At 68.9% G+C, this 23,345-nt stretch carries 24 protein-coding genes; 6 read left to right on the forward strand and 18 right to left on the reverse strand.

Annotation, left to right across the window (positions count from 1 at the left end; genetic code table 11):
* Positions 1–59 precede the first annotated feature (59 nt).
* Positions 60–917 carry a sugar phosphate isomerase/epimerase family protein gene (locus KUTG_RS08715; RefSeq protein WP_157494416.1) on the forward strand — a complete coding sequence of 286 codons (858 nt, stop codon included), beginning with the start codon at positions 60–62 and terminating at the stop codon, positions 915–917.
* Here KUTG_RS08715 and KUTG_RS08720 read toward each other — a convergent pair.
* The 4 genes from KUTG_RS08720 to KUTG_RS08730 all read right to left on the reverse strand — a co-directional run bounded on the left by KUTG_RS08720 (position 914) and on the right by KUTG_RS08730 (position 4,339).
* Complete coding sequence (locus KUTG_RS08720; RefSeq protein ID WP_232240716.1) at positions 914–1,534, reverse strand: alpha/beta hydrolase; 621 nt, start codon at positions 1,532–1,534, stop codon at positions 914–916. The genes KUTG_RS08715 and KUTG_RS08720 overlap by 4 nt on opposite strands.
* Positions 1,438–1,845 (reverse strand): alpha/beta hydrolase family protein, encoded by a 408-nt coding sequence (locus KUTG_RS63325; RefSeq protein ID WP_232240717.1) that lies wholly within the window; start codon positions 1,843–1,845, stop codon positions 1,438–1,440. The genes KUTG_RS08720 and KUTG_RS63325 overlap by 97 nt, the downstream gene beginning before the upstream one ends.
* A 35-nt stretch (positions 1,846–1,880) precedes the next feature.
* Positions 1,881–3,437, reverse strand: a complete 1,557-nt coding sequence (locus tag KUTG_RS08725; RefSeq protein ID WP_232240718.1) for an LCP family protein — start codon at positions 3,435–3,437, stop codon at positions 1,881–1,883.
* Between the two features lie 194 nt (positions 3,438–3,631).
* On the reverse strand, positions 3,632–4,339 hold the full coding sequence (locus KUTG_RS08730) for a YqjF family protein (RefSeq protein WP_043716246.1): 708 nt from the start codon (positions 4,337–4,339) through the stop codon (positions 3,632–3,634).
* A gap of 199 nt (positions 4,340–4,538) precedes the next feature.
* On the opposite strand from KUTG_RS08730, the gene KUTG_RS08735 reads away from it, so the two are divergent.
* The 3 genes from KUTG_RS08735 to KUTG_RS08745 are packed head-to-tail and all read left to right on the forward strand — an operon-like array spanning position 4,539 to position 8,116.
* Positions 4,539–5,864, forward strand: coding sequence for a radical SAM protein (locus tag KUTG_RS08735; protein WP_043716249.1), 1,326 nt, complete (start codon positions 4,539–4,541; stop codon positions 5,862–5,864).
* A 27-nt stretch (positions 5,865–5,891) separates the two neighbouring features.
* On the forward strand, positions 5,892–6,776 hold the full coding sequence (locus tag KUTG_RS08740; protein ID WP_043716251.1) for a proline iminopeptidase-family hydrolase: 885 nt from the start codon (positions 5,892–5,894) through the stop codon (positions 6,774–6,776).
* Positions 6,773–8,116 (forward strand): APC family permease, encoded by a 1,344-nt coding sequence (locus tag KUTG_RS08745; protein ID WP_043716254.1) that lies wholly within the window; start codon positions 6,773–6,775, stop codon positions 8,114–8,116. Before KUTG_RS08740 ends, KUTG_RS08745 begins: the two co-directional genes overlap by 4 nt.
* Positions 8,117–8,287: 171 nt before the next feature.
* On the opposite strand, the gene add is transcribed toward KUTG_RS08745, so the two are convergent.
* Positions 8,288–9,316: an adenosine deaminase gene (add, locus tag KUTG_RS08750; RefSeq protein WP_043716256.1), complete on the reverse strand. Its 1,029-nt coding sequence runs from the start codon at positions 9,314–9,316 to the stop codon at positions 8,288–8,290.
* Between the two features lie 177 nt (positions 9,317–9,493).
* On the opposite strand from add, the gene KUTG_RS08755 reads away from it, so the two are divergent.
* Positions 9,494–9,928 carry a hypothetical protein gene (locus KUTG_RS08755; protein ID WP_043716259.1) on the forward strand — a complete coding sequence of 145 codons (435 nt, stop codon included), beginning with the start codon at positions 9,494–9,496 and terminating at the stop codon, positions 9,926–9,928.
* A gap of 119 nt (positions 9,929–10,047) precedes the next feature.
* Here the strand turns inward: KUTG_RS08755 and KUTG_RS08760 are convergent, their stop codons facing one another.
* From KUTG_RS08760 to KUTG_RS08815, 12 genes are all read right to left on the reverse strand, one after another.
* On the reverse strand, positions 10,048–10,368 hold the full coding sequence (locus tag KUTG_RS08760) for a putative quinol monooxygenase (protein ID WP_043716262.1): 321 nt from the start codon (positions 10,366–10,368) through the stop codon (positions 10,048–10,050).
* Positions 10,365–10,568 carry a hypothetical protein gene (locus tag KUTG_RS08765; protein WP_043716265.1) on the reverse strand — a complete coding sequence of 68 codons (204 nt, stop codon included), beginning with the start codon at positions 10,566–10,568 and terminating at the stop codon, positions 10,365–10,367. Before KUTG_RS08765 ends, KUTG_RS08760 begins: the two co-directional genes overlap by 4 nt.
* Positions 10,565–11,800 carry an Nramp family divalent metal transporter gene (locus KUTG_RS08770; RefSeq protein ID WP_043728717.1) on the reverse strand — a complete coding sequence of 412 codons (1,236 nt, stop codon included), beginning with the start codon at positions 11,798–11,800 and terminating at the stop codon, positions 10,565–10,567. Before KUTG_RS08770 ends, KUTG_RS08765 begins: the two co-directional genes overlap by 4 nt.
* A gap of 114 nt (positions 11,801–11,914) precedes the next feature.
* A complete protein-coding gene (gene groL, locus KUTG_RS08775; RefSeq protein ID WP_043716267.1) occupies positions 11,915–13,606 on the reverse strand; it encodes a chaperonin GroEL in 1,692 nt (563 codons plus the stop codon).
* 14 nt (positions 13,607–13,620) lie between these two features.
* Complete coding sequence (locus KUTG_RS08780) at positions 13,621–14,646, reverse strand: NAD(P)-dependent alcohol dehydrogenase (protein WP_043716270.1); 1,026 nt, start codon at positions 14,644–14,646, stop codon at positions 13,621–13,623.
* Complete coding sequence (locus tag KUTG_RS08785) at positions 14,643–15,356, reverse strand: iron-sulfur cluster assembly protein (protein ID WP_052394231.1); 714 nt, start codon at positions 15,354–15,356, stop codon at positions 14,643–14,645. The genes KUTG_RS08780 and KUTG_RS08785 overlap by 4 nt, the downstream gene beginning before the upstream one ends.
* Positions 15,353–16,387 carry an amidohydrolase family protein gene (locus KUTG_RS08790; RefSeq protein WP_043716271.1) on the reverse strand — a complete coding sequence of 345 codons (1,035 nt, stop codon included), beginning with the start codon at positions 16,385–16,387 and terminating at the stop codon, positions 15,353–15,355. Before KUTG_RS08790 ends, KUTG_RS08785 begins: the two co-directional genes overlap by 4 nt.
* A 19-nt stretch (positions 16,388–16,406) precedes the next feature.
* Positions 16,407–16,778, reverse strand: a complete 372-nt coding sequence (gene mimD / locus KUTG_RS08795; RefSeq protein WP_043716273.1) for a propane 2-monooxygenase effector subunit MimD — start codon at positions 16,776–16,778, stop codon at positions 16,407–16,409.
* Complete coding sequence (locus KUTG_RS08800; protein ID WP_043716275.1) at positions 16,775–17,956, reverse strand: ferritin family protein; 1,182 nt, start codon at positions 17,954–17,956, stop codon at positions 16,775–16,777. Before KUTG_RS08800 ends, mimD begins: the two co-directional genes overlap by 4 nt.
* Positions 17,957–17,968: 12 nt before the next feature.
* A complete protein-coding gene (locus KUTG_RS08805; RefSeq protein ID WP_043716277.1) occupies positions 17,969–18,997 on the reverse strand; it encodes an NADH:ubiquinone reductase (Na(+)-transporting) subunit F in 1,029 nt (342 codons plus the stop codon).
* A gap of 60 nt (positions 18,998–19,057) precedes the next feature.
* On the reverse strand, positions 19,058–20,713 hold the full coding sequence (locus tag KUTG_RS08810; protein ID WP_157494417.1) for a ferritin family protein: 1,656 nt from the start codon (positions 20,711–20,713) through the stop codon (positions 19,058–19,060).
* A gap of 113 nt (positions 20,714–20,826) precedes the next feature.
* The gene (locus tag KUTG_RS08815; RefSeq protein ID WP_043716281.1) at positions 20,827–21,063 is read right to left on the reverse strand and encodes a hypothetical protein; all 237 of its coding nucleotides are present in this window, start codon (positions 21,061–21,063) and stop codon (positions 20,827–20,829) included.
* 158 nt (positions 21,064–21,221) lie between these two features.
* Between KUTG_RS08815 and KUTG_RS08820 the strand changes: the two genes are divergently transcribed.
* Positions 21,222–23,006, forward strand: a complete 1,785-nt coding sequence (locus KUTG_RS08820) for a sigma-54-dependent Fis family transcriptional regulator (RefSeq protein WP_043716284.1) — start codon at positions 21,222–21,224, stop codon at positions 23,004–23,006.
* On the opposite strand, the gene KUTG_RS53135 is transcribed toward KUTG_RS08820, so the two are convergent.
* Complete coding sequence (locus KUTG_RS53135) at positions 23,003–23,338, reverse strand: putative quinol monooxygenase (protein WP_052394232.1); 336 nt, start codon at positions 23,336–23,338, stop codon at positions 23,003–23,005. The two genes, KUTG_RS08820 and KUTG_RS53135, sit on opposite strands and share 4 nt — an antisense overlap.
* Between the last annotated feature and the right edge of the window lie 7 nt (positions 23,339–23,345).

A 23,345-nucleotide genomic window follows, 5' to 3' on the forward strand; every position in this document is an offset into this window, starting at 1 on the left:
GACCGTCGGCCCGGGGACCGGTGGAGTGGCAGGCGTTTGACACCTGTGAAGGAGTCCTCATGACGCTCAGCCGTCGCTGCATGTTGACGTCGGCCGCTGTGCTGGCGGCCGGCGCCGCGCTGCCGGCCGCCACCGCGAGTGCGGCCCCCGGCCGCAGGTGTCCGGCGCCGATCGCCCTGCAGATGTGGTCGCTGAACGACCAGGCCGAGCAGGATCTGCTCGGCACGCTGAACAAGGTCGCGGCCATGGGTTACGTCGCCATCGAAAGCTACGACCTGTACGACAACTCGCCGACGGCGGTGCGCAAGCGCCTCGACTCCCTCGGGCTCGGGCTGTGCAGCTCGCACGCGCCGTTCCCGTCCGGCGACGATGCCAAGTCCATCCTCGACACCTACGCGGCACTGGGCTCGCACACCCTGGTGTGGAGCCTGGAGCCGGAGGAGTTCGACACCCGCGACGCCATCCTGCGCGGCGCGGACCGGATCAACGAGGCGGTCGTCAACGCCGCCGCGTACGGCATGCGGATCGGCTACCACAACCACTTCGCCGAGTTCCGCAACTCCTTCAACGGCCGCCAGGCCTATCGGATCCTGTTGGACGCCTTGGATCCCCGCGTCGTCATCGAGCTCGACACCTACTGGGCGCAGACCGGCGGCGTCGACCCCGTCGCCGTCGAGCGCTTGCTCGGCCGCCGGCTGGAGTACATCCACATCAAGGACGGGCCGGCCACCGGCATGGACGACTACATGGTGCCCTACGGCCAGGGCGTGATCGACGTCGACGGCGTGGCCCGCGCCAACCCGTCGGTGAAGTGGAACATCGTGGAGATGGACCGCTCGCACTACGACATGTACTGGCTGCTCCAGAACTGCTACGACTACCTCGTCGGGCGCGGTCTGGCCACGGGCCGGCGCTAAAACCCTTTCAGCACACGGAGTCGGTCGGCCCGTGCGCGCCGGGCGACGGCGGAGTCGGGCGCGATGAGCTCGAAACCGTGCGGGCAGCCGGGGTGCACGTGGAGCTCGACGGAGGCGCCGGCGGCGGCGATCCGTCGGGCGTAGTCGACGGACTCGTCACGGAAGAGGTCCAGCTCCCCGACCTCCACATAGGACGGTGGCAGGCCCGACAGGTCGGACGCCCGGGCCGGGGCGGCGTACGAGGACACCTCGGGCCCGCCGGCGGCGTCGCCGAGCAGGGCGTGCCAGCCGGTGTAGTTGTCGTCGGCGGACCAGCCGAGGAACGGCGCCAGCGCCGGATCGTCCGTGGTGGTGCGGTCGTCCAGCATCGGGTAGACGAGGATCTGCCGAGCCACCGGCAGGCCTCGGTCCCGGGCCAGCAGCGTGGTGCCGGCGGCCAGCCCGCCGCCGGCGCTGTCGCCCATCACCGCGATCCGGGCGGGGTCGACGTTCAGCTCGGCGGCGTGCTCCACGAGCCAGGTCAGGCCGGCGTAACAGTCCTCGACCGGCGTGGGATGCGGATGTTCCGGAGCGAGGCGGTAGTCGACGGCCAGCATCGGCACACCGGTGTCGGCCACGTACCGGCGATCGTCCGATCGAAATGGTCGACCGAGCTGCCGATCATGCCGCCGCCGTGCAGGTAGACGACCGCGGATCCGCCACCACCGCCGGCCGGCGCGTACCACCGGGCCGGCACGCCGACCTGGTGGTCGGTCCGCACGACGTCGGCGTGCTCGGGCTGGCCGGAGTTGAGGCCGGCCATCATGGCGTTGACGAGGGCCCGGCGGGACTGCCAGTCGCCACGCGGGGCGGGTGTCTCGGGGCCGTTGTCGCCGGCTTGCAAGCCGGCCAGCGCAGCGGCCACTTCGCTGTCCAGCGCGAACGGCAAGGATGACTCCTGGGGCGGTGCTGGTTGATGCGGTGCTAGTTGATGCAGGGCACGCCGTCGGCGGTGATGGGCGCGGTTGACGAGCTGGTCTGCGCGGCCGCGGCGAAGGTGTTGAGCTGCAACGAAGAGCTGCCGGTGAAGCCGTACTTGGTGTTGTAGTCGGTGCCGAGGTAGACCCGGACGTGTCCAGCGGTGACGGAGTCGTCGGCGACCAGCGGGACGCCGCCGAGGGCCTTGGCCACGGCCTGCGCGGCGGCCTTGTCGGCCGACGAGTAGTTGACGCTGGAAGCCTTGCGGGCGTTGGCATTGCCGGTGTCGCCGCGGCCGAAGCCCTTGCCGACCAGCTTCTCCAGCACGGTGCTGGCCAGACCGGAGACGCCGGCGCCGTTGCGGACGTCCACAGTGGTCGCCGAGTAGTCGACGGTCTTGGGGCTGGCGGCGCCGGACGCGGAGGTGCTGGTCGTGGAGCCGCCGGCGGTGGCGATCGTCTGCTTCACGAAGTCCTGCACCTGGCCGGGGTCGACCTGGACGGCGTCGCCGTCGTGCGGGGTCTGCAGCGTGATGCTGACGATCGGGATCGTCACGAACTTGATGTTGCCGGTGCTCATGCCCTGCAGCTGCTGGGCGAACTGGAGCACGTCCCAGCCCTGGTCGATGACGACGGCCTTCTTCACGGCCTCGATCAGGTTGTTGAGCTTGCCCGGGTTGGCCAGCGTGCCGGCGGACAGCACGGTCTTGGCCATGCTGGACATGAAGGCCTGCTGCCGCTTGATCCGGTCGAGGTCGCCGTTGGGCAGGCCGTGGCGCTGGCGGACGAAGGCCAGCGCGTTGGAGCCCTCCACGGTCTGCTGGCCGGCCTGGAAGTTGGCTCCAGAGAAGGAGTCCTTCACCGGGTTGATCAGACACACCGGCACGCCGCCGATGGCCTGGCTGATGAAGTAGAAGCCGGCCAGGTTGACCGCGGCGTAGTGGGTGATCTGGAGACCGGTGAACTGCTGGATGGTGGCGATGGAGGTCTTGGCGCCGGCCTCGGCCGCCTTGGTCTCCAGCTCGGCGCCCTTGAGCCCCTGCTTGGACAGCGTGGAGTAGGCGTCGTTGCGGCCGTAGCTGTACGCCGCGTTGATCTTGTGCTTGCCGTACTCGTCGCTGCCGTCGTCGCTGGCGATCTGCACGTACGAGTCGCGCGGGATGGAGATGGCGGTGGCCGCGCCGCCGCCGGCCGGGATGTGGATCACGATCATGGTGTCGGTGGTGTCGCCGCCGTCGTCGCCACCACCGGCGTGCAGCTGGTTGAGCACGTCCTGGGGCAGCGGGTTGCCCATCGCGTCGGTGCGGGTGTCCAGGCCGACCATGAGGATGTTCTGCTCGGCCGCCGGCGGCACGGACTTGCCGATCACGTTGGCCGTGGTCAGGCCGTTGAGCTGAGCCAGCTGGGACCACGCGTACCAGGTGCCGCCGAACACGATCATCGACACCACGACCATCAGCACCTGCACGGTGCGCAGGGCCGGGTTGGGGCGGCGGCGGGCGGGCGGGCGAGGCGGCCCGGCGGGCCGCGGCGGCATCCGCCGCGCGTCGACGCGCTCCGGCATGGCGCGATCCTCCCCTTCTGGTCGAACACGGCCTGGTCAGCGGGGTCGCACGACGGTGCACCCACTTGTCCCTAGGACGTCCATAGTGCCCTGCCGTTGCCCGCCGTGAGATGGCGACCGCCCGTCCGGGCACGCGACCTGCGCAAGCGGCACGTATTCCCCAGGCCGCGCATACTCAGCGTGACGACATCACCTCATCGGGTCAGCGGCAGGCCGAAGCGCACGGGCACACCGGGTGACCAGAGCACGCTGACCGGCGGCTCGGCCGGCCGGGGCGCACCGGCCGCAACCAGCAGGCCATCGCCGAGGTCCAGCAGCTCGGAGCGGTGCAGCGGCCAGGGCGGGTGCTCGTTCGGCACGTACAGCGTGCGACCGTGCCAGGACACGTGCAGGCCCCAGCGAGCGGTCAGGAAGTGTTCCAGCTCACTCGGCTCGGCGATCGGAGCCCCGGGCAGCACCCGGACCCGGCTGGACGGCCCGTCGCGGCGCCGGTGAGTGACATAGGTGACGACATCCCCCTCGTAGTCGATCCGCATCGACGACCAGATGTAGGGCAGGCGGACGCCGAGCCGGGCGACGAGCACGGGCAGCAGCCGGGACGCGTCCAGCGAGCGGAACACCACTCCGCGCCGGCCGTGACCGTCCACTGAGTACAGTCGCACGTTCGTCTCCGGGAACGTGCCGAGATACGGCACCCGCCACACCTGCCGCATGCGGAACGGAACCAGCCCGACGTACGTGGTTCCGTCGAGGGTGTCCGGCGCCGTGCCGGGCGGCAGCAGGCCGGCCACCCGGTCCGGCTCCACCGGCCAGTGCAGGAAGGTGAGCTCGCGCCACGCCTGCGTCATCACCGCGCGCCGGAGCGGCCGCGGTGTCGTGACGGTCACGGGCTCGACTTCCATGCCTCCGAGCTTAGACCACACGTTGCCCGAATCTACCCGGCCGGCAGAGACTCCAGGGCAACTCCGCGCCGTGAAAAGCGTTGCCCGACAACAGATACATGGAAGTTCTACGTAGATGTGCGTATACGCACGAGGGCGCCCGCGAGGTGAGGATCTGTGTCATCACCAGGTCAGACCCCGTCGAGGAGCAACCGAAGCCGTGCGACAGCAAGCAAGCAGGTACCTGGTCGTCAGCGACGCCGTGTACGCCGACGGGGCCGGCAAGCCGGTGCGGCTGGTGCTCAACACCCGCACCTCGCGGGTCAGCACGGTCGGCGACCAGGTGGCCCGGGCGCTGCGTCACGGCGACTGCGCCGCGCTGCCGGCGGCGGTCTCCGATCGCCTTTCCGACCTGAAGATCCTGGTTCCCGAAGGCCGTGACGAGCTGACCGACGTGCTGGACGAGCAGCGGGCCCGAGCGCGCTCGGCGGCGACGCTGAACTATGTGTTGGTGCCCAACGGGTACTGCAACCTGGGCTGCGAGTACTGCGGCCAGGTGCACGTGCGCGGCAAGACCTCGGCCAACCACCGCAGCGCCGTGCGGGACCGGATCCTACGGGCCGTCAACCGGCCGAGCACGCAGGAGGTGCGGATCGGCTGGTTCGGCGACGATCCGCTGATGGCGTACGCGGTCGTGCGCGACCTGGCCCGCCAGTTCGTCGAGGCGGCCGTCGCCGCCGGCGTGCGCTACCGGTCCCGGCTGACGACCGACGGCGCGCTGCTGACCCTGCGCAAACTCCGTGTCCTGTATGAGGAATGCCGGGTCGACTCGGTGTGCGTGACGATCGACGGCATCGGCGACCCGCGCCGTCAACACGACCGTGTGCTGGCGGTGCTGGCCGACGTGGTGCGGCACGCCGACGAGTTTCCCGAGCTGGGCCTGACGATTCGCGGCACGCTCGACGTGGCCGACATCGATCATGTGGACACCTTCATCGACGCCATGGTCAAGGCCGGGCTGAACCACCCGATGGTCGAGTTCGATCTGCGGGTGGTGCACGCGTGGAGCAACGACATGTCGGCGCCCCGGGTGGCCCGGCAGCGGTTCGCGGCGGCGGAACCCCGGTGGCTGCGGCGGATGCACGAGGTCGGGATGGTCACCCGGACGCTGATCCCGGCCCAGCTGCGGGGTCCGATCTGCCCGGCCGTGACCCGCAGCGCCGAGGTGATCAGCAGCAGCGGCGCTATCTTCTCGTGCACCGAACACCCGCTGGTGCCCGAGCACGAGCAGGGCGACGTGCTGGAGCTGGTGGAGCACGCAGACCACGACCGGCAGCGGCCGGCCGGGCGCTACGACGACTGGCACGACCGGGTCAACCGCGGCGAGCAGAGCTGCGCCGGCTGCGTGTTCCTGCCGGTGTGCGGCGGCCGCTGCCCGAAGCACTGGGGCGAGGGCAATCCCCCCTGCCCCAGCTACAAGTTCAACATCCAGCAGCGGCTGGAGCTCGAAGCGTTGCGAACTGGCCTCGTCCCGCTATTGACGTGACCAGCCGGACCTCGGTACTGAGGTGGTATGAGCAGCGAAGGGCACATCGCGTTCGGCGAACACCGGACCTGGTATCGGGTAACGGGTGAGCTCGGCTCAGGTGGTGTGCCCCTGGTCGTGCTGCACGGCGGCCCGGGCTGCACCCACGACTACCTGCTGCGGCTGACATCGCTGGCCGGCGACCGGCCCGTGGTGCACTACGACCAGGTCGGCAGCGGCCGTTCCACCCATCTGCCGGACGCCCCGCCCGGCTTCTGGACGGTGGAGCTTTTCCTGTCAGAACTGGACAATCTGCTGCACACGTTGGGCATCGCCGACCGCTACGCGCTGCTCGGGCAGTCCTGGGGCGGCATGCTGGCCGCCGAGCACGCCGTGCGCCGGCCGGCCGGGCTCCGCGGGCTGGTGATCGCCAACTCACCGGCGTCCATGTGCCTGTGGTCGGCCGCCGCGGACCGGCTGCGCGCGGAGCTGCCGCCGGACGTCGAGAAGACGTTGCGCACGCACGAAGCCGACGGCACCACCGACAGCCAGGAGTACAAGGACGCCGTGGACGTCTTCTACGAGCGGCACGTGTGCCGGGTGGTGCCGATGCCGGCCGAGGTGGCCGCCACGTTCGAGGCGCTGGACGCGGATCCGACCGTCTACCACGCGATGAACGGGCCCAGCGAGTTCCACGTCATCGGCAGCCTCCGGGACTGGTCGATCATCGACCGGATCGATGCCGTCGCGGCGCCCACCCTGCTGGTCAGCGGCCGGCACGACGAGGCGACACCGGAGACCGTGCAGCCGTACTTCGACCGCATTCCCGATGTGCGGTGGGAGATCTTCGAGGAGTCCAGCCACATGCCGCACGTGGAGGAACCGGAACGGTTCGCCGAGGTCGTCGGCGGCTTCCTGGGGACGCTGTCGTGAGCGAGCTGTCCGACTTCGGCTACCGGCAGGAGCTCAAGCGCTCGCTGCGGCTGCGGGACCTGTTGGTGTACGGGCTGATCTTCATGGTGCCGATCGCCCCGTTCGCCATCTTCGGCGTGGTGTTCAACGCGTCCAAGGGCATGGTGCCGCTGACCTACGTCATCGGCCTGGTGGCCATGGTGTTCACCGCGTTGAGCTACCGGGAGATGAGCCGCGCCTTCCCGGTCGCCGGTTCCGTCTACACCTATGCCGGCCGTGGCATCGCGCCGTGGGTCGGTTTCCTGGCCGGGTGGGCGATTCTGCTCGACTACCTGCTCGTGCCGACCCTGCTCTACGTCACCGGTGCCGCCGCCCTGGGGACTGTGCTGCCGGCCGTGCCGCAGTGGCTGTGGGTGGTGGTGTTCGTCGCTTTGAACACCGCGGTGAATCTGGCCGGCATCGAGACCACGGCCCAGGTCAACCGGTGGTTCCTGATCGTCGAACTGGTCGTGTTGGCAATCTTCGTCGCGGCCGCGGTCATCGCGGTGTCGGCCCGTGGCGCCTGGTCGTTCACGCCGTTCTTCAACGCCACCGAGTTCTCCCCCGGCCTGGTGTTCGCCGCACTGTCCGTCGCCGTGCTGTCCTTCCTCGGCTTCGACGCCATTTCCACCCAGTCCGAGGAGGTTCAGGGCGGGCCTCGGGTCGTCGGGCGGGCGACCATGGTGTCGCTGTGCCTGGTGGCCGTGTTGTTCATCGTGCAGACCTGGTTGGCCGCGCTGTTGGTGCCCGGCACCACCGAGTTCGTCGGCCAGGACGCCACCAACCAGGCCTTCTACCAGGTCGCCGGCCTCGCCGCCGGGCCGTGGCTGACTGTCCTGGTGGCCGTCGTGTCCGCCCTTGCCGCCGCCGTCGCCAACAGCCTCGTCGCCCAGAACGCCACCGCCCGCCTGCTGTTCTCCATGGCCCGGGACCGCACGCTGCCGCCCTTCCTGGCCCACGTCAACGAGAAGCGCCGCGTCCCCGAACGGGCCGTGCTGCTCGTCGCCGCCGTCAGCCTCATCCTCGGCATCTTCTTCGTCGGGCAGATCGAGTTCCTCTCCACCCTGGTCAACTTCGGCGCCCTGTTCGCCTTCCTGATGCTCCACGTCTCCGTCGCCGTCTACCACCTGATCAAGCTGCGCCAGCGCACCTTCGGCATGCACCTGGTCGTGCCCCTCATCGGCTTCGTGATCATCGGCTACGTCCTGTGGAACGCCGACCCCGACGCCAAGATCGGCGGCCTCGTCTGGCTGGCCATCGGCCTGGTGGTCATCCTCATCCGCACCCTCACCCGCCGCCCCATCACCCTCCCCGACCTCTGAACCCCCGCGAGTCACGCTCTCCGGCACACCGAAATACGGTTTCAGGCAGGTTCGTATGTCGTTCTTGTCTTCTTGCGCCACGTGAGTCGCCGCCAAGGGGTTCGGGAGTCGACACATGGTTGCCCAAGAGCGGGACTCGCGGTGTGCCCGAAACCGTAATTCGGTGTGACGCTAAGCGGGACTCGCGGGGGTTGGGGTGGCGATGATTTCGGTTAGCAGGTAGGACTTCGCGGCGGCGGGGAGGAAAGAGGCGTCCACGGCGTTGCGGGCCAGTTGGCGGAGGTTCTCTGCGCCCAGGCCGAACGCCTCCGCCACGGCGAGGTACTCCCCCTCCAAGGTCGCGTCGAACATGGGTGGGTCGTCGGTATTGAGGGTGACGATGACGCCGGCGGACAGCATGCGGCCCACGGGGTGGCCGGCGATGGTGGCGACCTGCTGGGTGCGGAGGTTGGAGGTGGGACAGACCTCCAACGGGATTCGGTGCTCGGCGAGGTGGGCCAACAGGGCGGGATCGTCGGCGGAGCTGGTCCCGTGGCCGATGCGCTCGGCGGACAGGTCGCGAACGGCGGACCAGACGGTGGCCGGGCCGGAGGTCTCGCCGGCGTGGGGAACGCTGTGCAGACCGGCCTCCAGGGCGGCGGCGAAGAAGGGGGCGAACTGGGCGCGAGGGACGCTGACCTCGGGTCCGCCGAGACCGAAGCTGACGAGGCCGTCGGGCCGCTCGGTGAGGGCGAAGGCGAGGGTCTCCCGGCCGGCGGCGAGGCCCTTCTCCCCGGGAATGTCGAAGCACCAGGCCAGATCGACGCCACGACGGGCGGCCTCGGCCCGACCGGACGCGAGACCGGCCAGCAGCTCATCGGCGGGCATGCCGTCGACCATGTGGTTGTACGGCGTGACGGTGACCTCGGCGTAGCGGACGTTCTGGCTGCGCAACGAGTCGGTGAGGCCGAGGACCAGGCTCTCGATGTCGTGCCGGTCGGTGAGCATGGACTGTACGGCCCAATACACCTTCAGGAAGTGCGGGAAGTCGCGGAAGGTGAAGAACTCTCGCAGCTCGACCGCGTCCGTCGGCACCCCGGCCGAGGGGTGTCGACGGGCCAGGGCGAGCACGGCGTCGACGCCGGCCGAGCCGACGAGGTGGACGTGCAGCTCGACCTTGGGCAGGGCATGGATGAACGCGCGCAGGCTGTCGCCGGGCATGGCTGTGCTCCCTGAGCAGAAACGGTTGTGGGGACGGAAGAACGGCCGGCGACTCAGGGAGCGAGGTCGCCGCGTTCGGTGTCAGCGCCGTAGAGCGGCAGCTTGAAATCCGTCACGCCACCGACGGTAGCCGACGATCCGCACGCCGTCAGCCGGTTTGCCCAGACCGGTCGCGGCGTGAGTGACGATGACGTGACGGCGGTCGAGATCTCGGTGCCACCACACGACGCCGTGGTCCGTGCTGAGGCCGTGCGCGACTGGCTGCTCGCCACCGGCGTGATCGTGCCGAACCCGTCGCCGCCCAGCGCGCATCTCCCGGTCTCGGAGGCCGCGGCCCGCACCACCGACATCGCCCCGCTGTGGGACACCGGTGTGGACGTCATCACCGAGCGGATGGTCTTCGACTCGGGCCAGAACGTCACGCCTCCCGACTGCCCGAACTGCGCCGCACGGCTGGACATCGGCCGGTACATCGATCAGCTGGAGCCGTGGCTACTGGCCGGCGAGCCGGTCGTCCGCTGTCCCGCATGCGATCGCTCGTGGACTGGCCGGGCGAATGGACATGCCAGGTCGGCAACGTTGCCGTGCGCTTCAACGACTGGCCGCCGCTGAGGGATGACTTCGTCGCCGAACTCGGCTGGTGCCTCGGCCCCAGGTGCCGTGCGGTGCGCCGCTGACGTCGATGTGCTCGAAACCGTATTTCGGTGTGCCCGAGAGCGTGACTCGCGGGGTCAGACGGGCTTGAGTTCGGCCATCTCGGACCAGCCGGCCTGGGGAATGGTGACGTTGATGATCTGTGGCGTGGTGGCGATGGCCTTGGGCAGCTCGGCCATGGCCGTCTTGAAGTGCGCGGAGGTCACGTGGGCTTCGGCGGCGTCGTCCTGGAAGCCCTCGGTGAGGACGTAGACGGTGGGATCCTCGACGCTGCGGGACCAGTCGAAGAAGACGTTGCCGGCCTCGGCCCGTGTCGACGTGGTGAAGTCGGCGACGATGTCCGGCCAGCTGTCGGCCAGCTCGGGGCGGACGGTGAACTTGACCACGATGAAGATCACGGCGAGCCTCCTGTCGTGTGGGCGAGGCCCACGATACCGATGATCAATACGGCCGCGCCGATCGTGAGCAGCGTCGAGGCGTGGGCACAGACCCAGGCGACCCGGGCTCGCACACAGTCGGGCACGGCGCCGAGTTCGGCGAACCGGAACGCGAGCAGGGACAGCGTGAGAGTGGCGCCGAGGATGACCAGCGAGATCACGAGCTCACCTCCGCGAACACCAGGTAGACGTTCAGCACGGTGATCAACCCGGCGCAGCCGGCGGCGCCGATGGTGGTGACGCGGCGGTTGACGAACGAGCCCATCACATCGACCCGACGGGTCAGCAGCACCAACGGGATCAGCGCGAACGGGATGCCGAACGACAGCGCGACCTGGGAGATCACCAGGCTGTCGGTGGTCGGCAGCCCCATAGCGAGCACGGCCAGCCCCGGCAGCATGGTGATCGACCGCCGCACGTACAGCGGAATGCTGCGACGGATGAACCCCCGCATGACCACCTGCCCCGCGTAGGTGCCGACGCTCGACGACGACACCCCCGAAGCCAGCAGGGCGATCGCGAACGCCAGCGCCGCGCCGCCGCCGACCATCCGCGCCAGCGTGTCGTGGGCCGACAGGATCGGGTCCCCGCCGAGCGGTCCGCCGTGCAGCAGCGATGCCGCCAGCACCAGCATCGCCATGTTGATCAGGCCCGCGGTGCCCAGCGCCAACAGCACGTCCACGCCCTGCGACCGCAGCAGCGTGTGCCGGGACATCTCGCTGCGGTGATGGGCCCGCTTCTTCGTCAACGCGGAATGCAGGTAGATCACGTGCGGCATCACTGTCGCGCCGATGATGCTCACCGCCAGCAGCACGCTGTCCGACCCCGCGAACCCCGGCACCAGCCCGGCCGCGATGTTCCCCCGCGTGCCGACCGTCGCCAGGTCGTAGGCGAAGCCCAGGAACACCACCCCGAACATCGCCGCGATGGCCAGCTCGAACGGACGACGCCCGTGCTGCTCCAGGGCCAGCACCCCGAAGGCCACCACCGCCGTCATCACGCCGGCCAACGGCAGCGGCACCCCGAACAGCAGGTTCAGGCCCACCGCCGCGCCCACCAGCTCGGCCAGGTCGGTGGCCATCGCCACCAGCTCCGCCTGCACCCACAGCCCCCGCGACACCGGCTTCGGGAAGTGCTGCCGGCACAGCTCCGGCAGGTCCCGGCCGGTGGCGATGCCCAGCTTGGCCGACAGGTACTGGACCAGCATCGCCATCACGTTGGCCGCCAGGATCACCCACAGCAGCCGGTACCCGAACAGCCCGCCGGCGCTGATGTTGGTGGCGAAGTTCCCGGGATCGATGTACGCCACCGCCGCCACGAACGCCGGTCCCACCAACTTCGCGGAGACGGCCGGCCGCGCGGTCGTCACAGTCGCCGGATCACGCTCAAGCACCGCCACCTCCTTCTCTGAGAACGGGTGATGTCAGGAAGGGCCCCTTCCTGACGTTGAATGACAGGAAGGGGCCCTTCCTGACGTTCAACGAGAGGAGAGGTCCCTCGATCTTGGTCAGGCGACGGAGGGGCCTATGCCCAGGGATTGGGGGGTGCTGGAGTCGGGAGAGGGCTGGTGGAGGCCGCCGTCGAGGGGGCCGAACTCGGTCATCAACGCGGCGCTGCCTCCCCACGGGGTCTGCTCCTCGGCGATCAGGGAGTTGGTCGTGAGCAGGAGGCCGGCGACCGAGGCGCCGTTCTGGAGGGCGGAGCGGCAGACCCGCAGGGGGTCGATGATGCCCATCTCGACCATGTTGCCGTAGCGCTCGTGCAGGGCGTCGAAACCCTCGTCGTCGGCCAGTTCACGGGTGTGGGCCAGGATCTGGGCGGCGGGCAGGCCGGCGTTGGAGGCGATGAGGAAGGCCGGCTCGGACAGGGCCCGGCGCACAATGTCGGCACCGGTGGCGTAGTCGCCGGTGACGGGGAGGTCGACCAGGATCTTCTCGGCGTGCAGCAACGCCGCCCCACCGCCGGGAACGATGCCCTCGGCCATGGCGGCCCGGGTCGCGGACAGGGCGTCCTCGACGCGGTGCTGCAATTCTTTCAACTCCGCCGGAGTGGCCGCGCCGACGCGGATCAACGCTACTTTGCCGGTCAGCGCCCCGATCCGCTCGGTCAGCACGTCCTCGTCGGTGCCGTTCTGGGCTCGCTCCAGCTCGGAACGCAGCTGGGTCACGCGGAACTCGATGTCGGACTCGGTGCCGAAACCGCCGACGATGGTGGTGGAGTTCTCGGTGATGCGAACCTGCCGCGCCCGGCCGAGGTGGGCCAGGGTCAGGGTTTCCAGGGAGAAGCCGGACTGCCGCGACAGCACGGCACCACCGACGACGGCGGCGAGATCCTCCAACTTATGCAGACGCCGGTCGCCGAAACCGGGGGCGCGCACGGCACAGGCCCGGAAGGTGCCGTTGACGTGGTTGTGCACCAACATGCTCAGCGCGGTGCCCTCGACGTTCTCGGCGATCAGCAGCAGCGGCCGCGGATCACGCATGACCTTGTCCAGCAGCGGCATCAGCTCCTGGACCTTGGTGATCTTCTCGCTGCACATCAGGATGTACGGGTCGTCGAGCACGGCCTCCAGTCGCCCCGGATCCGTGACTAGGTAAGGCGACAGGTAGCCGTTGTCGAACTCGAAGCCCTCCACGAAGTCGACCCGCATGCCGATCTTGGCCGACTCCTCGATGCTGACCACGCCGCCCTCGCCGACGGTGTGCAGCGCCTCGGCGATCACGGTGCCGACGTGGTCGTCGTCGTTGGCGGAAATGGCGGCCACGCGGGCGAAGTCCTGCCGCGAGCTGACCGGGTGGGCCACCTTCTCCAGGTGCTCCACCAACAGGCCGACGGCGTGGTCGATGCCCCGCTTGATCAGCACCGGGTTGCCGCCCTGGCTGATCCGGGCCATGCCCTCGTGGATGATGGCCTGCGCGATCACCGTGGCCGTGGTGGTGCCGTCGCCCACCACGTCGTTGGTCTTGATCGCGGCTTCCTTGACGAGCTGCGCGCCCATGTTCTCGAACTGGTCCTTCAGGTGGATCTCCCGCGCGATGGTCACCCCGTCGTTGGTGACCACCGGCGAGCCGGTGATCTTCTCGATGATCACGTTGCGGCCCTTGGGGCCCAGCGTCGACTTGACCGCCTCGGCCAGCTTGTCCACGCCCGCCAGCAGCAGGTCCCGGGCTTGTGCGCCGAAGCGCAGTTCCTTGGCCATGGTTCCATGCCTCTCTAGGGGGTGAGCACGGCCCGGCCACGCACCCGGCCGGCGTCGAGGTCGGCCAGCGCGTCCAGCGCGGCGTCGAGCGGGTACTTGCGGGTGTGCAGCGTGACCTTCCCCTTTTGCGCCAACACCATCAGCTCGACCAGGTCGTTGTAGGTGCCGACCAGGTTGCCGACCACGTTGCGCTCGGTGGAGATGATGTCGATGGTGGGGATGTCGATGTTGCTGCCGTAGCCGATGACGAAGTGCGAGCCACCGCGCCGGGTCATCGCGAAGGCGTCCTGCTGGGCGCCCTGCTCCGCGACGAAGTCCAGCACCACTTCGGCGCCCTGCCCGCCGGTCAGGTCGAGCACGGCCTCGACGTGCTTGCCGTCGGCCAGAATCGTCACGTCCGCGCCGAGTTTCGATGCCAGGTCAAGGGCTTCGGCGTTCCGGTCGACGACGACGATTGTTGTCGCGGTCAAGGCCGCCAGCGACTGGATACCGATGTGCCCGAGACCGCCGGCCCCGTTCACCACGCACACCGTGCCGGGATACAGCAGCGGAACCGCCTTGCGCACAGCGTGATACGCCGTGATGCCGGCGTCGGCCAGGGCGGCCACGTCGGACGGCTGCGTGGCCGGGTCCAGCTTGATGCAGGCCCGGGCCGAGGTCAGCAGGTACTCGGCCATGCCGCCGTCGGCGTTGATGCCCGGGAAGGTCGAGTTGAGACAGTGCATGTCGTCGCCGGCCCGGCAGGCATGGCACAGCCCGCAGGTCGGCGTGGGGTGCAGGATCACCGTGTCCCCGACGGCCACATTGGACACACCGGAGCCGATCTCCTCGACCCAGCCGGCATTCTCGTGCCCGATGGTGTACGGCAGCGTGACGCCGGACTTCTCGGCCCACTGCTCCTCGATGATGTGCAGGTCGGTGCGGCAGACACCGGCCCCGCCGATGCGCACGACCACGTCGAACGGGTCGCGGGCCCGGGGTTCCGGCACTTCCTCGACAACGGGCTGCTTGTGGTAGGAGTGCAGCCGAACGGCTTTCATTGCTCCTCCTTCACTCCGTAACGGCCGAGCAGCATTCCCCGGCACACCCCGGAATTCGCCTCCTGGCTGACGCGGGTCAGCCGGGCCAGCCCGAGATGTGCGCGCAGATCGGTGACCACCTCGCCCGTCGCCGGATCCAGCACCAGCGGATCAGAGTCCCCGCTGGGCAGGCCCAGTTCCCTTCTACGAGAACGCAACCGCTCTCGATCGGCGCCCTCCGGTGCGTCGCCGAGAGTCAGGTCGGTGAGGGAGAAGCGGTCGACGCCGGCGGCGATCATGGCCCGGCACACCCGGTCGGTGCCGGCGAGCACGGCCCGACGCAGGAAGTCCGCGCGCAGGTCATCCAGCTCGCTGACGGCCTCGCCGGGAAAGGAGTCCACGAAGCCGGACCGCCTGGCCACCCCGTCGTTGATCGACGCGGCGGCGAAGTGGTCCTCCAGCTTCACGGACACTGAGGTCACGCCGGGCACGGCGCGGACGGCGTCGTACGAGTCCGCCACCATCAGATAGGCGAAGTTCGGCGCGCAGAAATACGTCGGCAGCCGCAGCCGCACGCGAACCTCCCCCTCCTCGGTGACCAGGCAGTGGGAGACAAAACCCAAGTGGGTCAACGGTTCGTCCAACTCGGGGTCGAGCACGGCGCCCAGGGCCGACCAGACCGCCGCGAGCACCGCGGCGGCCTGGTCGGGGGTGCGAGTCACAGAGGTCATGACGCCGGCACACCGACCGGCTCGACCTCGGGCGCGTCGACATCGCACTCCGGCGGCACCTTCAGGTCGTACAGCTTGGCCGCGTTGAGGCCCAGGATCTTCTTCTTGGCGGTGACCGAGAGCTTGGCGTAGTCGGAGAACTCCTCGCCGTCGGGCATCTGCCAGTCGACGAAGCCCTCCACCTGCCACTTGGGCTCCCAGATGGCGTAGTCCGCGCCGAACACCAGCCGGTCCTCGCCGAGCCAGAACATCAGCTCGCCCATGACCTTGGCGAAGAACCGCGGCCGCGCGTGCATCAGGCCACCGACCACGACGGACAGTCCCGCGTAGACGTTGGGCTCCTGCGTGGCCATGAAGCAGAAGTCCTCGATCCGCGGCAGGCCCACGTGCTCGACGATGAAGTTGAGCTCCGGGAAGTTGGTCGCCGCGTGGTCCACATCGGACACGTCGAACGCGTCCTTGTCCAGGGGCCAGATCGTCGGCCCCTTGTGGATGTGGATGTTGCGAATGCCCAGTTCCTGGCACTTCTCCAGGTACCGTGCGGCTTCCGGGCTCTTCAGGCTCCAGCCCCGTGAGTCGCCCTTCCACTCAGCGGTATAGAGCTTGGCCCCGACACAACCCCAGCGCTTGGCTCGCTCCTCCAGCGCCTTCAGGCCTTCCTCGCCGTCGCGGGGATCCCAGTTGGTGTTCACCACGAACTTGCCGGGATGCCTCTCGGCCAGAGCCCCGTTGGTCTCCGTGGTGTTGAACCCCTCCGTGTACCACTGGCGGAGGTTGGTCGGCTGGAAGATCGCGACGTCCACGTGGCCCTCGTCGAACAGATCGGTCATCATCTGCTCTTCGGAGTACTTCTGGAACTTCTCGATCGGCCAGTGCGTCTCGGCCGGGCCCAGACTCTGGTAGGCGTGGAAGCACTCGATCCAGCCCTTGGCGTACTCCTCCTGGCCCGCCACCCAGTTGGCGGGGCTGGCGTCCCAGAAGTGGGTGTGGCCGTCGACCACGAAGTACTTCACACCGTCCTTGACGTACACGTCTCCTCCTACCGGCGGTTCAGGAGCGGGCAACGAGGTCGAAGTCGAGGTATTCGGCGGCGTCCTCGGGATTGGCGAACATGATCGTGCGGTCGTCCTCGTGGATCATGCGCCCGTAGTGGGTGGACATGCTCTCCTCGAACTCGGCCGCGTTGAACCAGCCCTCCTCCTCGCCGGCGGCCTCGTCGACCTCGCTGTAGAGCAGGTCCATCCGGCCGACCGCGTCCACCCTGATCATGGACGGCAGCGGCAGCACGGTCACGTTGTCCTTGCTGGCCATGACCTCCGCGATGATCGCGCCGACCTGGTTGTTCATCAGGGTGAAGCCGCACATGTTGGAGGCGGTGTTGTTCTGCTTGTACGGACTCTCGGCCGTCTTGAAGGTGGTCACTGGCCCAGCTCCTTCGGCGCCGTCAGTTCCAGTTCGGACAGGATCGCGCTGAACCGGCTCTTGGCCCGGTCCAGGCCGTCCTCGAAGCGCGGCGGCTTGGCGTCCGGCTGCGACCACAGCGGCTGCAGCGTGCGGGCGGCGTGGATGCAGCGCGGCACCCAGGTCTCCAGCCACTGCTGCAACAGCTTCTTGTTCTCCGCGCCGAACTGCTTGTCGTTGACCAGCAGCTGGAACATCGGCTTGGTGTAGCGGAGATCCCGCTCGGCGAAGTCGTACTCCTCGGCGCCGATCAGCGTCGGCGTGATGAAGTCCCCATTGGACGGCGCCGCCTGCTGAACCAGGTTGCTGCGGAACAACTCCCCGACCAACGGCTCGAACACGATGTTTGCCGCGAAGATCGCCTCGCACCAGTCCCACGTCGCCGTCAGCTGCTCGGCCGCCTCGCGTACGCCCTGCCACGCCGGGTCGGAGTTCCAGGTCTCGATGTGCGCGCTGCCGTCGAAGCCCTCGATCTCCTCGCTCAGCGTGAGGTTGTACAGCGCCAGGTCCTGCGCGGCGCGGATGCGGTGCATGCTGTTCACGGAGATCGCGTTGTTGTGCATGTTCGTGGGCGCACGGCGGTTGGCGTTGGCGAACAGGTAGAGCCCGAGGCCGTGGTCCACGTGCATCCATGCGCCCACGTGCTGGGCCACGAACTGCACCCAATTGCGGTTCCACTGGTCGAACGCCTTGGCCTGGCGGGCCGCCTCGATGTTCTGGTTGAGCTGGCGGACCACGTTGGAGTTGTAGCGGTAGAGGGTGAGCTCCCACTCCTCGTTGGGGTCGCGGAACTCGTGCCAGCCGTGGGCGGGCCACTCGTAGCCCTGGCCGCCGGAGCCGGCGAAGCGCTCCGGCACCGGCCGGTCGCTGCCCCAGGCCCGCAAAGCGGTCCACTCCAACGGATAGCCGCCCTTGCCATCGGCGAATCCGTACAGCCAGCCCTGGGACAGGTAGTGCCTCGGGTCGGGCTGCACCTCGACGGTGACGTCCTCGTAGTGGCTCTGCTTGCGCTTGGCCGGCTTGAAGTAGTTGTAGCGGCGCGCTTCGGAGTCGGGGAACACCTTGGCGCCCGCCTCGGCGTCGGTGAACACCGGCTTGGGCACGCTGCGTTCGGTGGTGGGTTCTGCGGTTGTTGTCATCGGCTAACTCCTTCAGCCGCCGGTGGTGGTGAACTTGTCGTAGAACACCCGTTTGTCGGCCACGCCCAGTGCGGGCAGCAGCTCCAGCGCCGCCTCCACCATCGGCGGCGGCCCGCACACGTAGGCGTCGGCGCCGGACAGGTCGGACTCGCGGCGCCGGACCACGTCGGTGATCAGCCCGACCTCGCCGTCCCACGGCTCACCGTCCGGTTCGGACAGTGCGGGCACGAACTCCAGCCGGGGCAACCGGGTCGCGAGCTCGGCGATCTCCTTCTCGAAGCAGAGATCGCGCCGGCCGCGGGCGCCGTAGTAGAACACCGCCTTGCGGTCGATGCCCCGCTCCGCCATGGTCCGCAGCAGCGCCAGGATCGGCGCGATGCCGGCCCCGCCGCCGAGGAACACGATCGGCGCCGTCGAGTCCCGCAGCGTGAACACCCCGAACGGTCCGGTCACCCGTAACCGGTCGCCGACCGCGACCTCGCCGTCCAGCACGCCGGAGAACAGGCCGTCGGGGTAGATCTTGATGACGAACTCGAGCAGCCCGCCCGCGGCCGAGGTGGTGGCCATCGAGAACGACCGCGTGGCGTCCCGGCCCGGCACCTCGAAGTCCAGGTACTGCCCGGGAAAGTACTTCAGGTCGGCCGGCTCGACCAGCCGCACCACCAGCTGCACCATGTCGTGGGTGACGCGGTCCTTGGACACCACCTCGACCACGGCCTGCTGGATGGGCAGGCCCGAGCGGATCATCTCCTCGTCGTAGTTGATCAGCTCGATGGTCATGTCCTCGTAGGCGTGCGCCCGGCACAGCAGGGTGTAGCCCTCCTCCTTCTCGTAGTCGGGCAGCGCGAACGTGGAGTAGCGGTCGTGCTCGACGTCGTCACCGTCGAGGATGAACGACTTGCACGCCGCGCACTGGCCCTCCTTGCAGCCGTGCATGAGCATCACGCCCTGCTCGGCGGCGGCGCGCAGGATGGTCTGGTCCTCGTCGGCGTCGATCTCGATGCCGACCGGCTCGAAGCGGATGCGGTGCTTGTCGCCCATTGGCCCCACCTCTCGAAGGGCGAGGGAGGCGGCCGGAGGTCGCCTCCCTCAGACCGCGTCTCAGGCTGACTTGGCGGGAGCCGGCCTGCCGGCAGGACCCTGCCGGTTGTAGTCGGCCTGGAACGCGGCCCGCTCGGTGTCGGTCATCTGGTTGAGCAGCACGTTCGGGCTCTGCACCGGGCCCATCCGGCGAAGGTGGTCCAGCGTCCACATCTTCTTCGGGTTCAGGTCCAGGTGCGGCTGCGCGACCATGGTCTTGCCGTCGTCGCGCACGAAACCCATGTCCTTCACCACATCGGCCCAGTTCCAGCCGTGGTACAGGGTTTCCCACTCGCGGGCGCCGATCAGCTGGCCCATGTTCGGCGTGTTGCGGCCCTGGTAGGTCGGCCGGAACGCCTCGACGTCGGTCCAGCGGCAGGCCTCGTGGCAGTACGTGCGCCACTGGCCGTCGACCTCGGCCATCACCATGTCCTCGCGCACGAGGCACGGCACCATGCAGGTCCAGCAGCGGTGCGGGTACACGTAGTCCACGTTCTCGGCGACGATCGGGTGGTGCCCGTTCGGCGTGGCCAGGCGGTTGTAGTTCTCCCACCACTTGCCGTACCGGTCGTACCAGCCCGGGTACTTGAACTCGAACCACTCGAAGTCCTCGTCGGTCATCGCGTCGATGCGCCAGTAGTTGGCCAGCCAGCCGGTGGCGAAGAACTGCGCGACCTCGTGCACGTAGCCCTTGTTCCAGATCTGGTTCCAGGACTCCTCGATGAGGTCGTGCGGAATCGTCAGGCCGTACTTCTCCAACGGTACGAGGTAGGAGCGGTAGTAGTCGTCGTAGATCCAGCGCCGCCACATCTCCGCGTAGCTCTCACGGTCCTTGCGGCGGTCCTTGGTGCCGTACTCGATGAACGTGCCGATGGCCGCGTCCACCACGCGGTGGTTGTTCCACCACGCGTAGCGCAGGTCGCGTTCCAGCAGCTGGTGGTTGGACTCGTCGGACAGCGCCATCAGCAGCGTGGCGTAGCCGTTGCTGATGTGCCGGGACTCGTCGGACTGCACCGAGTGGAACACCGTGGGCAGCAGGTAGTCGCCGTTGGCCGCGGCCTCGGCCGGCATGGCCACGAACAGCGTGTTGGTGAACGCCGTCTCGGCCACGATGGTCAGGTAGATGCTGGCCGCGGTGATGGCGTCGCCGGTGATGAAGCCCTCGGCGAACTGCCGTCCGATGGTGCCGCAGTAGTCGTTCTGGAAGTTGCGCAGGCTGGAGTTGAAGCCGGCGGGGTCGATGTAGTTGTTCATGTACAGGCGCTTGAGGTTCTGCTGGATCGTCGAGTGGCGAACCTCGTCGATCATCTGGATCGCCTGCCCGTTGTGCAGCTCCGGGTTGGGCACCGTGCGGAACAGCAGCGGCATCGCCCGGGCCGCCGAGATCTCCGGCAGCGGAATGATGGACAGGAACAGCTTCTGCCACTCCAGCCAGCGCTCCTGGACCTGGCGGAACATGTTGCCGCGGATCGCGCCGTCCTCCGCGCCGTACACGCGGTGGTCCTTCTCCTCCTGCATGGGGAAGTAGGACCGCAGCACCTGCTTGAGCGGGTCCTTCTTCTTGGCCTTGCGGAAGGTGTAGTCGGTGCCGTAGTGGGAGACCGGCTCGTGGTACACCGGGTCCCAACTCAGCTCCTGGATCTTCTGGTGTGCTTTCGCCACGCTCTGGCGGCTCATGGTCACTCCTCACCCGCCGGTCGCCGGCGGTCGAGCGCGTCGTCGTCGTTGCGCCTACTGCCTGTCGAATTACAACCGGTGACGGGGCGGCCTCCGGTCTCAAAATGAGACAGTCAGCGCGGCCCGAACTCCTGCTCGAGCATGTCCGCGAGCTTCGCGCGGTTGCACTGGACCACTCGTTCGTCGGTACCCCCGACCACGGGCGTGACGCCCAGCGCGCGCAGCAGCTGGGCGGCGGGCTCACCGGGGTGGCCGGACTCCCCGAGCACCGGGTGGTAGCCCTGTTCGACCAAGTGGTTGAAGACGAGGTTCACGACGGTCCATGGGTTGTAGGACTCGTTGTCGGTCATTACCCACACACCTCCGACCTCTCATCCCACTCCGGTCGCAGCCGGCCGACTGTCTCAATTTGAGACACCCGCCGACGCCGCCGGAGGCCTACTCTGAGCCCAGCGGGAGGCACCGCCGGGTGCCCGCGGCCAGGGCTGTCCGTGGGTAGGAGGTCCATGTGCAGGACGTAGTGGCGGCCGACGAGAGGCGCCTTGCCCGCACCCGGGAGCGGTTCCTGACCTCGGAGTCCATCGCCTCCGACCAGGTGCGCAAGAGCATCCTGGACTCGTGGTGGCGGTCGCGGCAGCTGCGGGTGCCGGCCGACCGGATCGTGCTGCCCTACGTCCGCGAGCCCGACCTGGACTCCCCGCTGATCCGCGCGGCCACGCCCGTGCTGCAACGGCTGGGCGACCAGCTCGACGGCCAGCCCATCAGCCTCATCCTCACCGACCCGACGGGTGTGGTGCTGACCCAGCGCACCGGCGACATCGATCTGCACCGCAAGCTGGAACGGGTGGAGCTGGTCCCCGGCTTCAGCTACGGCGAGCAGTTCGTCGGCACCAACGGCATCGGCACCGCGCTGGAGGAGGGCCGGCCGACGTACGTGTTCGGGCACGAGCACTACGCCGAGAACCTGGAGAGCCTGGCCTGCGCGGGCGCGCCCATCCAGCATCCGGTGTCGGGCAAGATGGTCGGCGCGGTCGACCTGACGTGCTGGAGCCGCGACGCCGGCCGGCTGCTGGTGGCGCTGGCCCACTCGGCGGCCGAGCAGATCAGCCAGTCCCTGTTGACCCACACCAATCCCCGTGAGCTGGCGCTGTTCCAGGCCTATCTGCGGGCGTGCCGGCGGACCACGGGCATCGTGCTGGCGTTCAACGACGGCGTGGTGATGATGAACGACCACGCCCGGCAGCTGCTGGACCCGTCCGACCAGTCGGTGCTGATCGGGCACGCCACGCAGGCGGTGGCCGAGCGGCGGTCCAGCACCGCGGACGTGGCGCTGCCGACCGGCAGCAAGGTCAGGTCCCAGTGCCGCAAGGTGTTCGGCCAGAACCGCAACGACGTGGCCGGCGTGGTGCTGTGCGGCAAGCTGATCGACTCCGAGCCCGAGGGGGCTGGTGTGCCCGAGCCGCGGCTGCCGATGTTCCTGCCCGGCGCGGTCGGGTCGGCGCCGCTGTGGCTGCGCTGCGCCCACGACGTCGACTCGGCGTACAACTCGGGCGAATGGCTTGTGCTGGGCGGGGATCCGGGCGTGGGCAAGACGACGCTGGCCCGGTGCGTGCACCAGCGCCGGCACCCGACCGGCCGGGTGCACGTGCTCGACGCCGCCACCGCGGATGCCGGCTGGCACGACGAGCTGCGGCGGGAACTGATCGAGGATCCCGTGGACGCCTTGGTGATCCGGCACGGGGACCGGCTGGCCGGTCCGGCGCTGGCGACCACGATCCGGTTGCTACGACTGGCTTCCCCGGCGACGTGGGTCTCGGTCACGTTGGCGGAGAACACCATCAACCGCGCGGAGCTGGCGGAACTGCTGGCCCTGTTCCCGAGGACGGTGAAGGTGCCGCCGCTGCGCCGGCACGTGGAGGACCTGTCCGAGCTGGTGCCGCTGTTCCTGAACCGGCTGGGGCACGGCGGCCAGCTGACGTGCTCGCCGGCGGCGATGCACCTGCTGATGCGGGCCGACTGGCCGGGCAACGTCGCCGAGCTGCACCACGTGCTCAGGATCGCGGTGCAGCACCGGCGGACGGGCACCATCCAGCCGGGCGACCTGCCGGCCGAGTTCCGGACCCTGACGCGGCGGCCGCTGTCCCGGCTGGAGTCGATCGAGCGGGACGCCATCGTGCAGGGCCTGGCCGACAGCGGCGGCAACAAGGTGCAGACCGCTCAGCTGCTGGGCATGTCCCGGGCGACCCTGTACCGCAAGATCCACGAGTACGGGATCGTGACTCCGGAGCGTTAGACCACCTGGGCGTGCGCGGTGGCGTTGGGGAAGACCTTGGCGATCTTGTCGACGTCGTCGCCGGGGCCGCCGTAGACGTCGACCCGGCTGATGCTGGCCACGGTGGCCAGCTGGCCCAGCAGCTCGCGGCTGTTCTTGCCGTGCGCGGCCGAGGCGGCGGCGTCGACGTACTCCTCGATGAAGGTGTAGCTGCCGGAGGCGTCGGAGAACACTCGGTAGGACAGCGTGCCGGGCTCGTCGGCCGTGCCCGCCACCAGCGCCTTGGCGGTCTCCTCGAACTCGGCCTGCTTGCCGTCGTGCGGGGCGACCTCGACGCGCAGATAGATGCTCATGGCTGCC

Source organism: Kutzneria sp. 744, from assembly GCF_000568255.1.
Lineage (GTDB): Bacteria > Actinomycetota > Actinomycetes > Mycobacteriales > Pseudonocardiaceae > Kutzneria.

Excerpts from the sequence above, each read along its gene's own strand:
- KUTG_RS08715 (WP_157494416.1), top strand. The coding sequence starts at position 60 with ATGACGCTCAGCCGTCGCTGCATGTTGACGTCGGCCGCTGTGCTGGCG.
- KUTG_RS08725 (WP_232240718.1), bottom strand. The coding sequence starts at position 3,437 with ATGCCGGAGCGCGTCGACGCGCGGCGGATGCCGCCGCGGCCCGCCGGG.
- KUTG_RS08730 (WP_043716246.1), bottom strand. The coding sequence starts at position 4,339 with ATGGAAGTCGAGCCCGTGACCGTCACGACACCGCGGCCGCTCCGGCGC.
- KUTG_RS08740 (WP_043716251.1), top strand. The coding sequence starts at position 5,892 with ATGAGCAGCGAAGGGCACATCGCGTTCGGCGAACACCGGACCTGGTAT.
- add (WP_043716256.1), bottom strand. The coding sequence starts at position 9,316 with ATGCCCGGCGACAGCCTGCGCGCGTTCATCCATGCCCTGCCCAAGGTC.
- groL (WP_043716267.1), bottom strand. The coding sequence starts at position 13,606 with ATGGCCAAGGAACTGCGCTTCGGCGCACAAGCCCGGGACCTGCTGCTG.
- KUTG_RS08780 (WP_043716270.1), bottom strand. The coding sequence starts at position 14,646 with ATGAAAGCCGTTCGGCTGCACTCCTACCACAAGCAGCCCGTTGTCGAG.
- KUTG_RS08785 (WP_052394231.1), bottom strand. The coding sequence starts at position 15,356 with ATGACCTCTGTGACTCGCACCCCCGACCAGGCCGCCGCGGTGCTCGCG.
- KUTG_RS08800 (WP_043716275.1), bottom strand. The coding sequence starts at position 17,956 with ATGACAACAACCGCAGAACCCACCACCGAACGCAGCGTGCCCAAGCCG.
- KUTG_RS08805 (WP_043716277.1), bottom strand. The coding sequence starts at position 18,997 with ATGGGCGACAAGCACCGCATCCGCTTCGAGCCGGTCGGCATCGAGATC.
- KUTG_RS08810 (WP_157494417.1), bottom strand. The coding sequence starts at position 20,713 with ATGAGCCGCCAGAGCGTGGCGAAAGCACACCAGAAGATCCAGGAGCTG.
- KUTG_RS08815 (WP_043716281.1), bottom strand. The coding sequence starts at position 21,063 with ATGACCGACAACGAGTCCTACAACCCATGGACCGTCGTGAACCTCGTC.
- KUTG_RS53135 (WP_052394232.1), bottom strand. The coding sequence starts at position 23,338 with ATGAGCATCTATCTGCGCGTCGAGGTCGCCCCGCACGACGGCAAGCAG.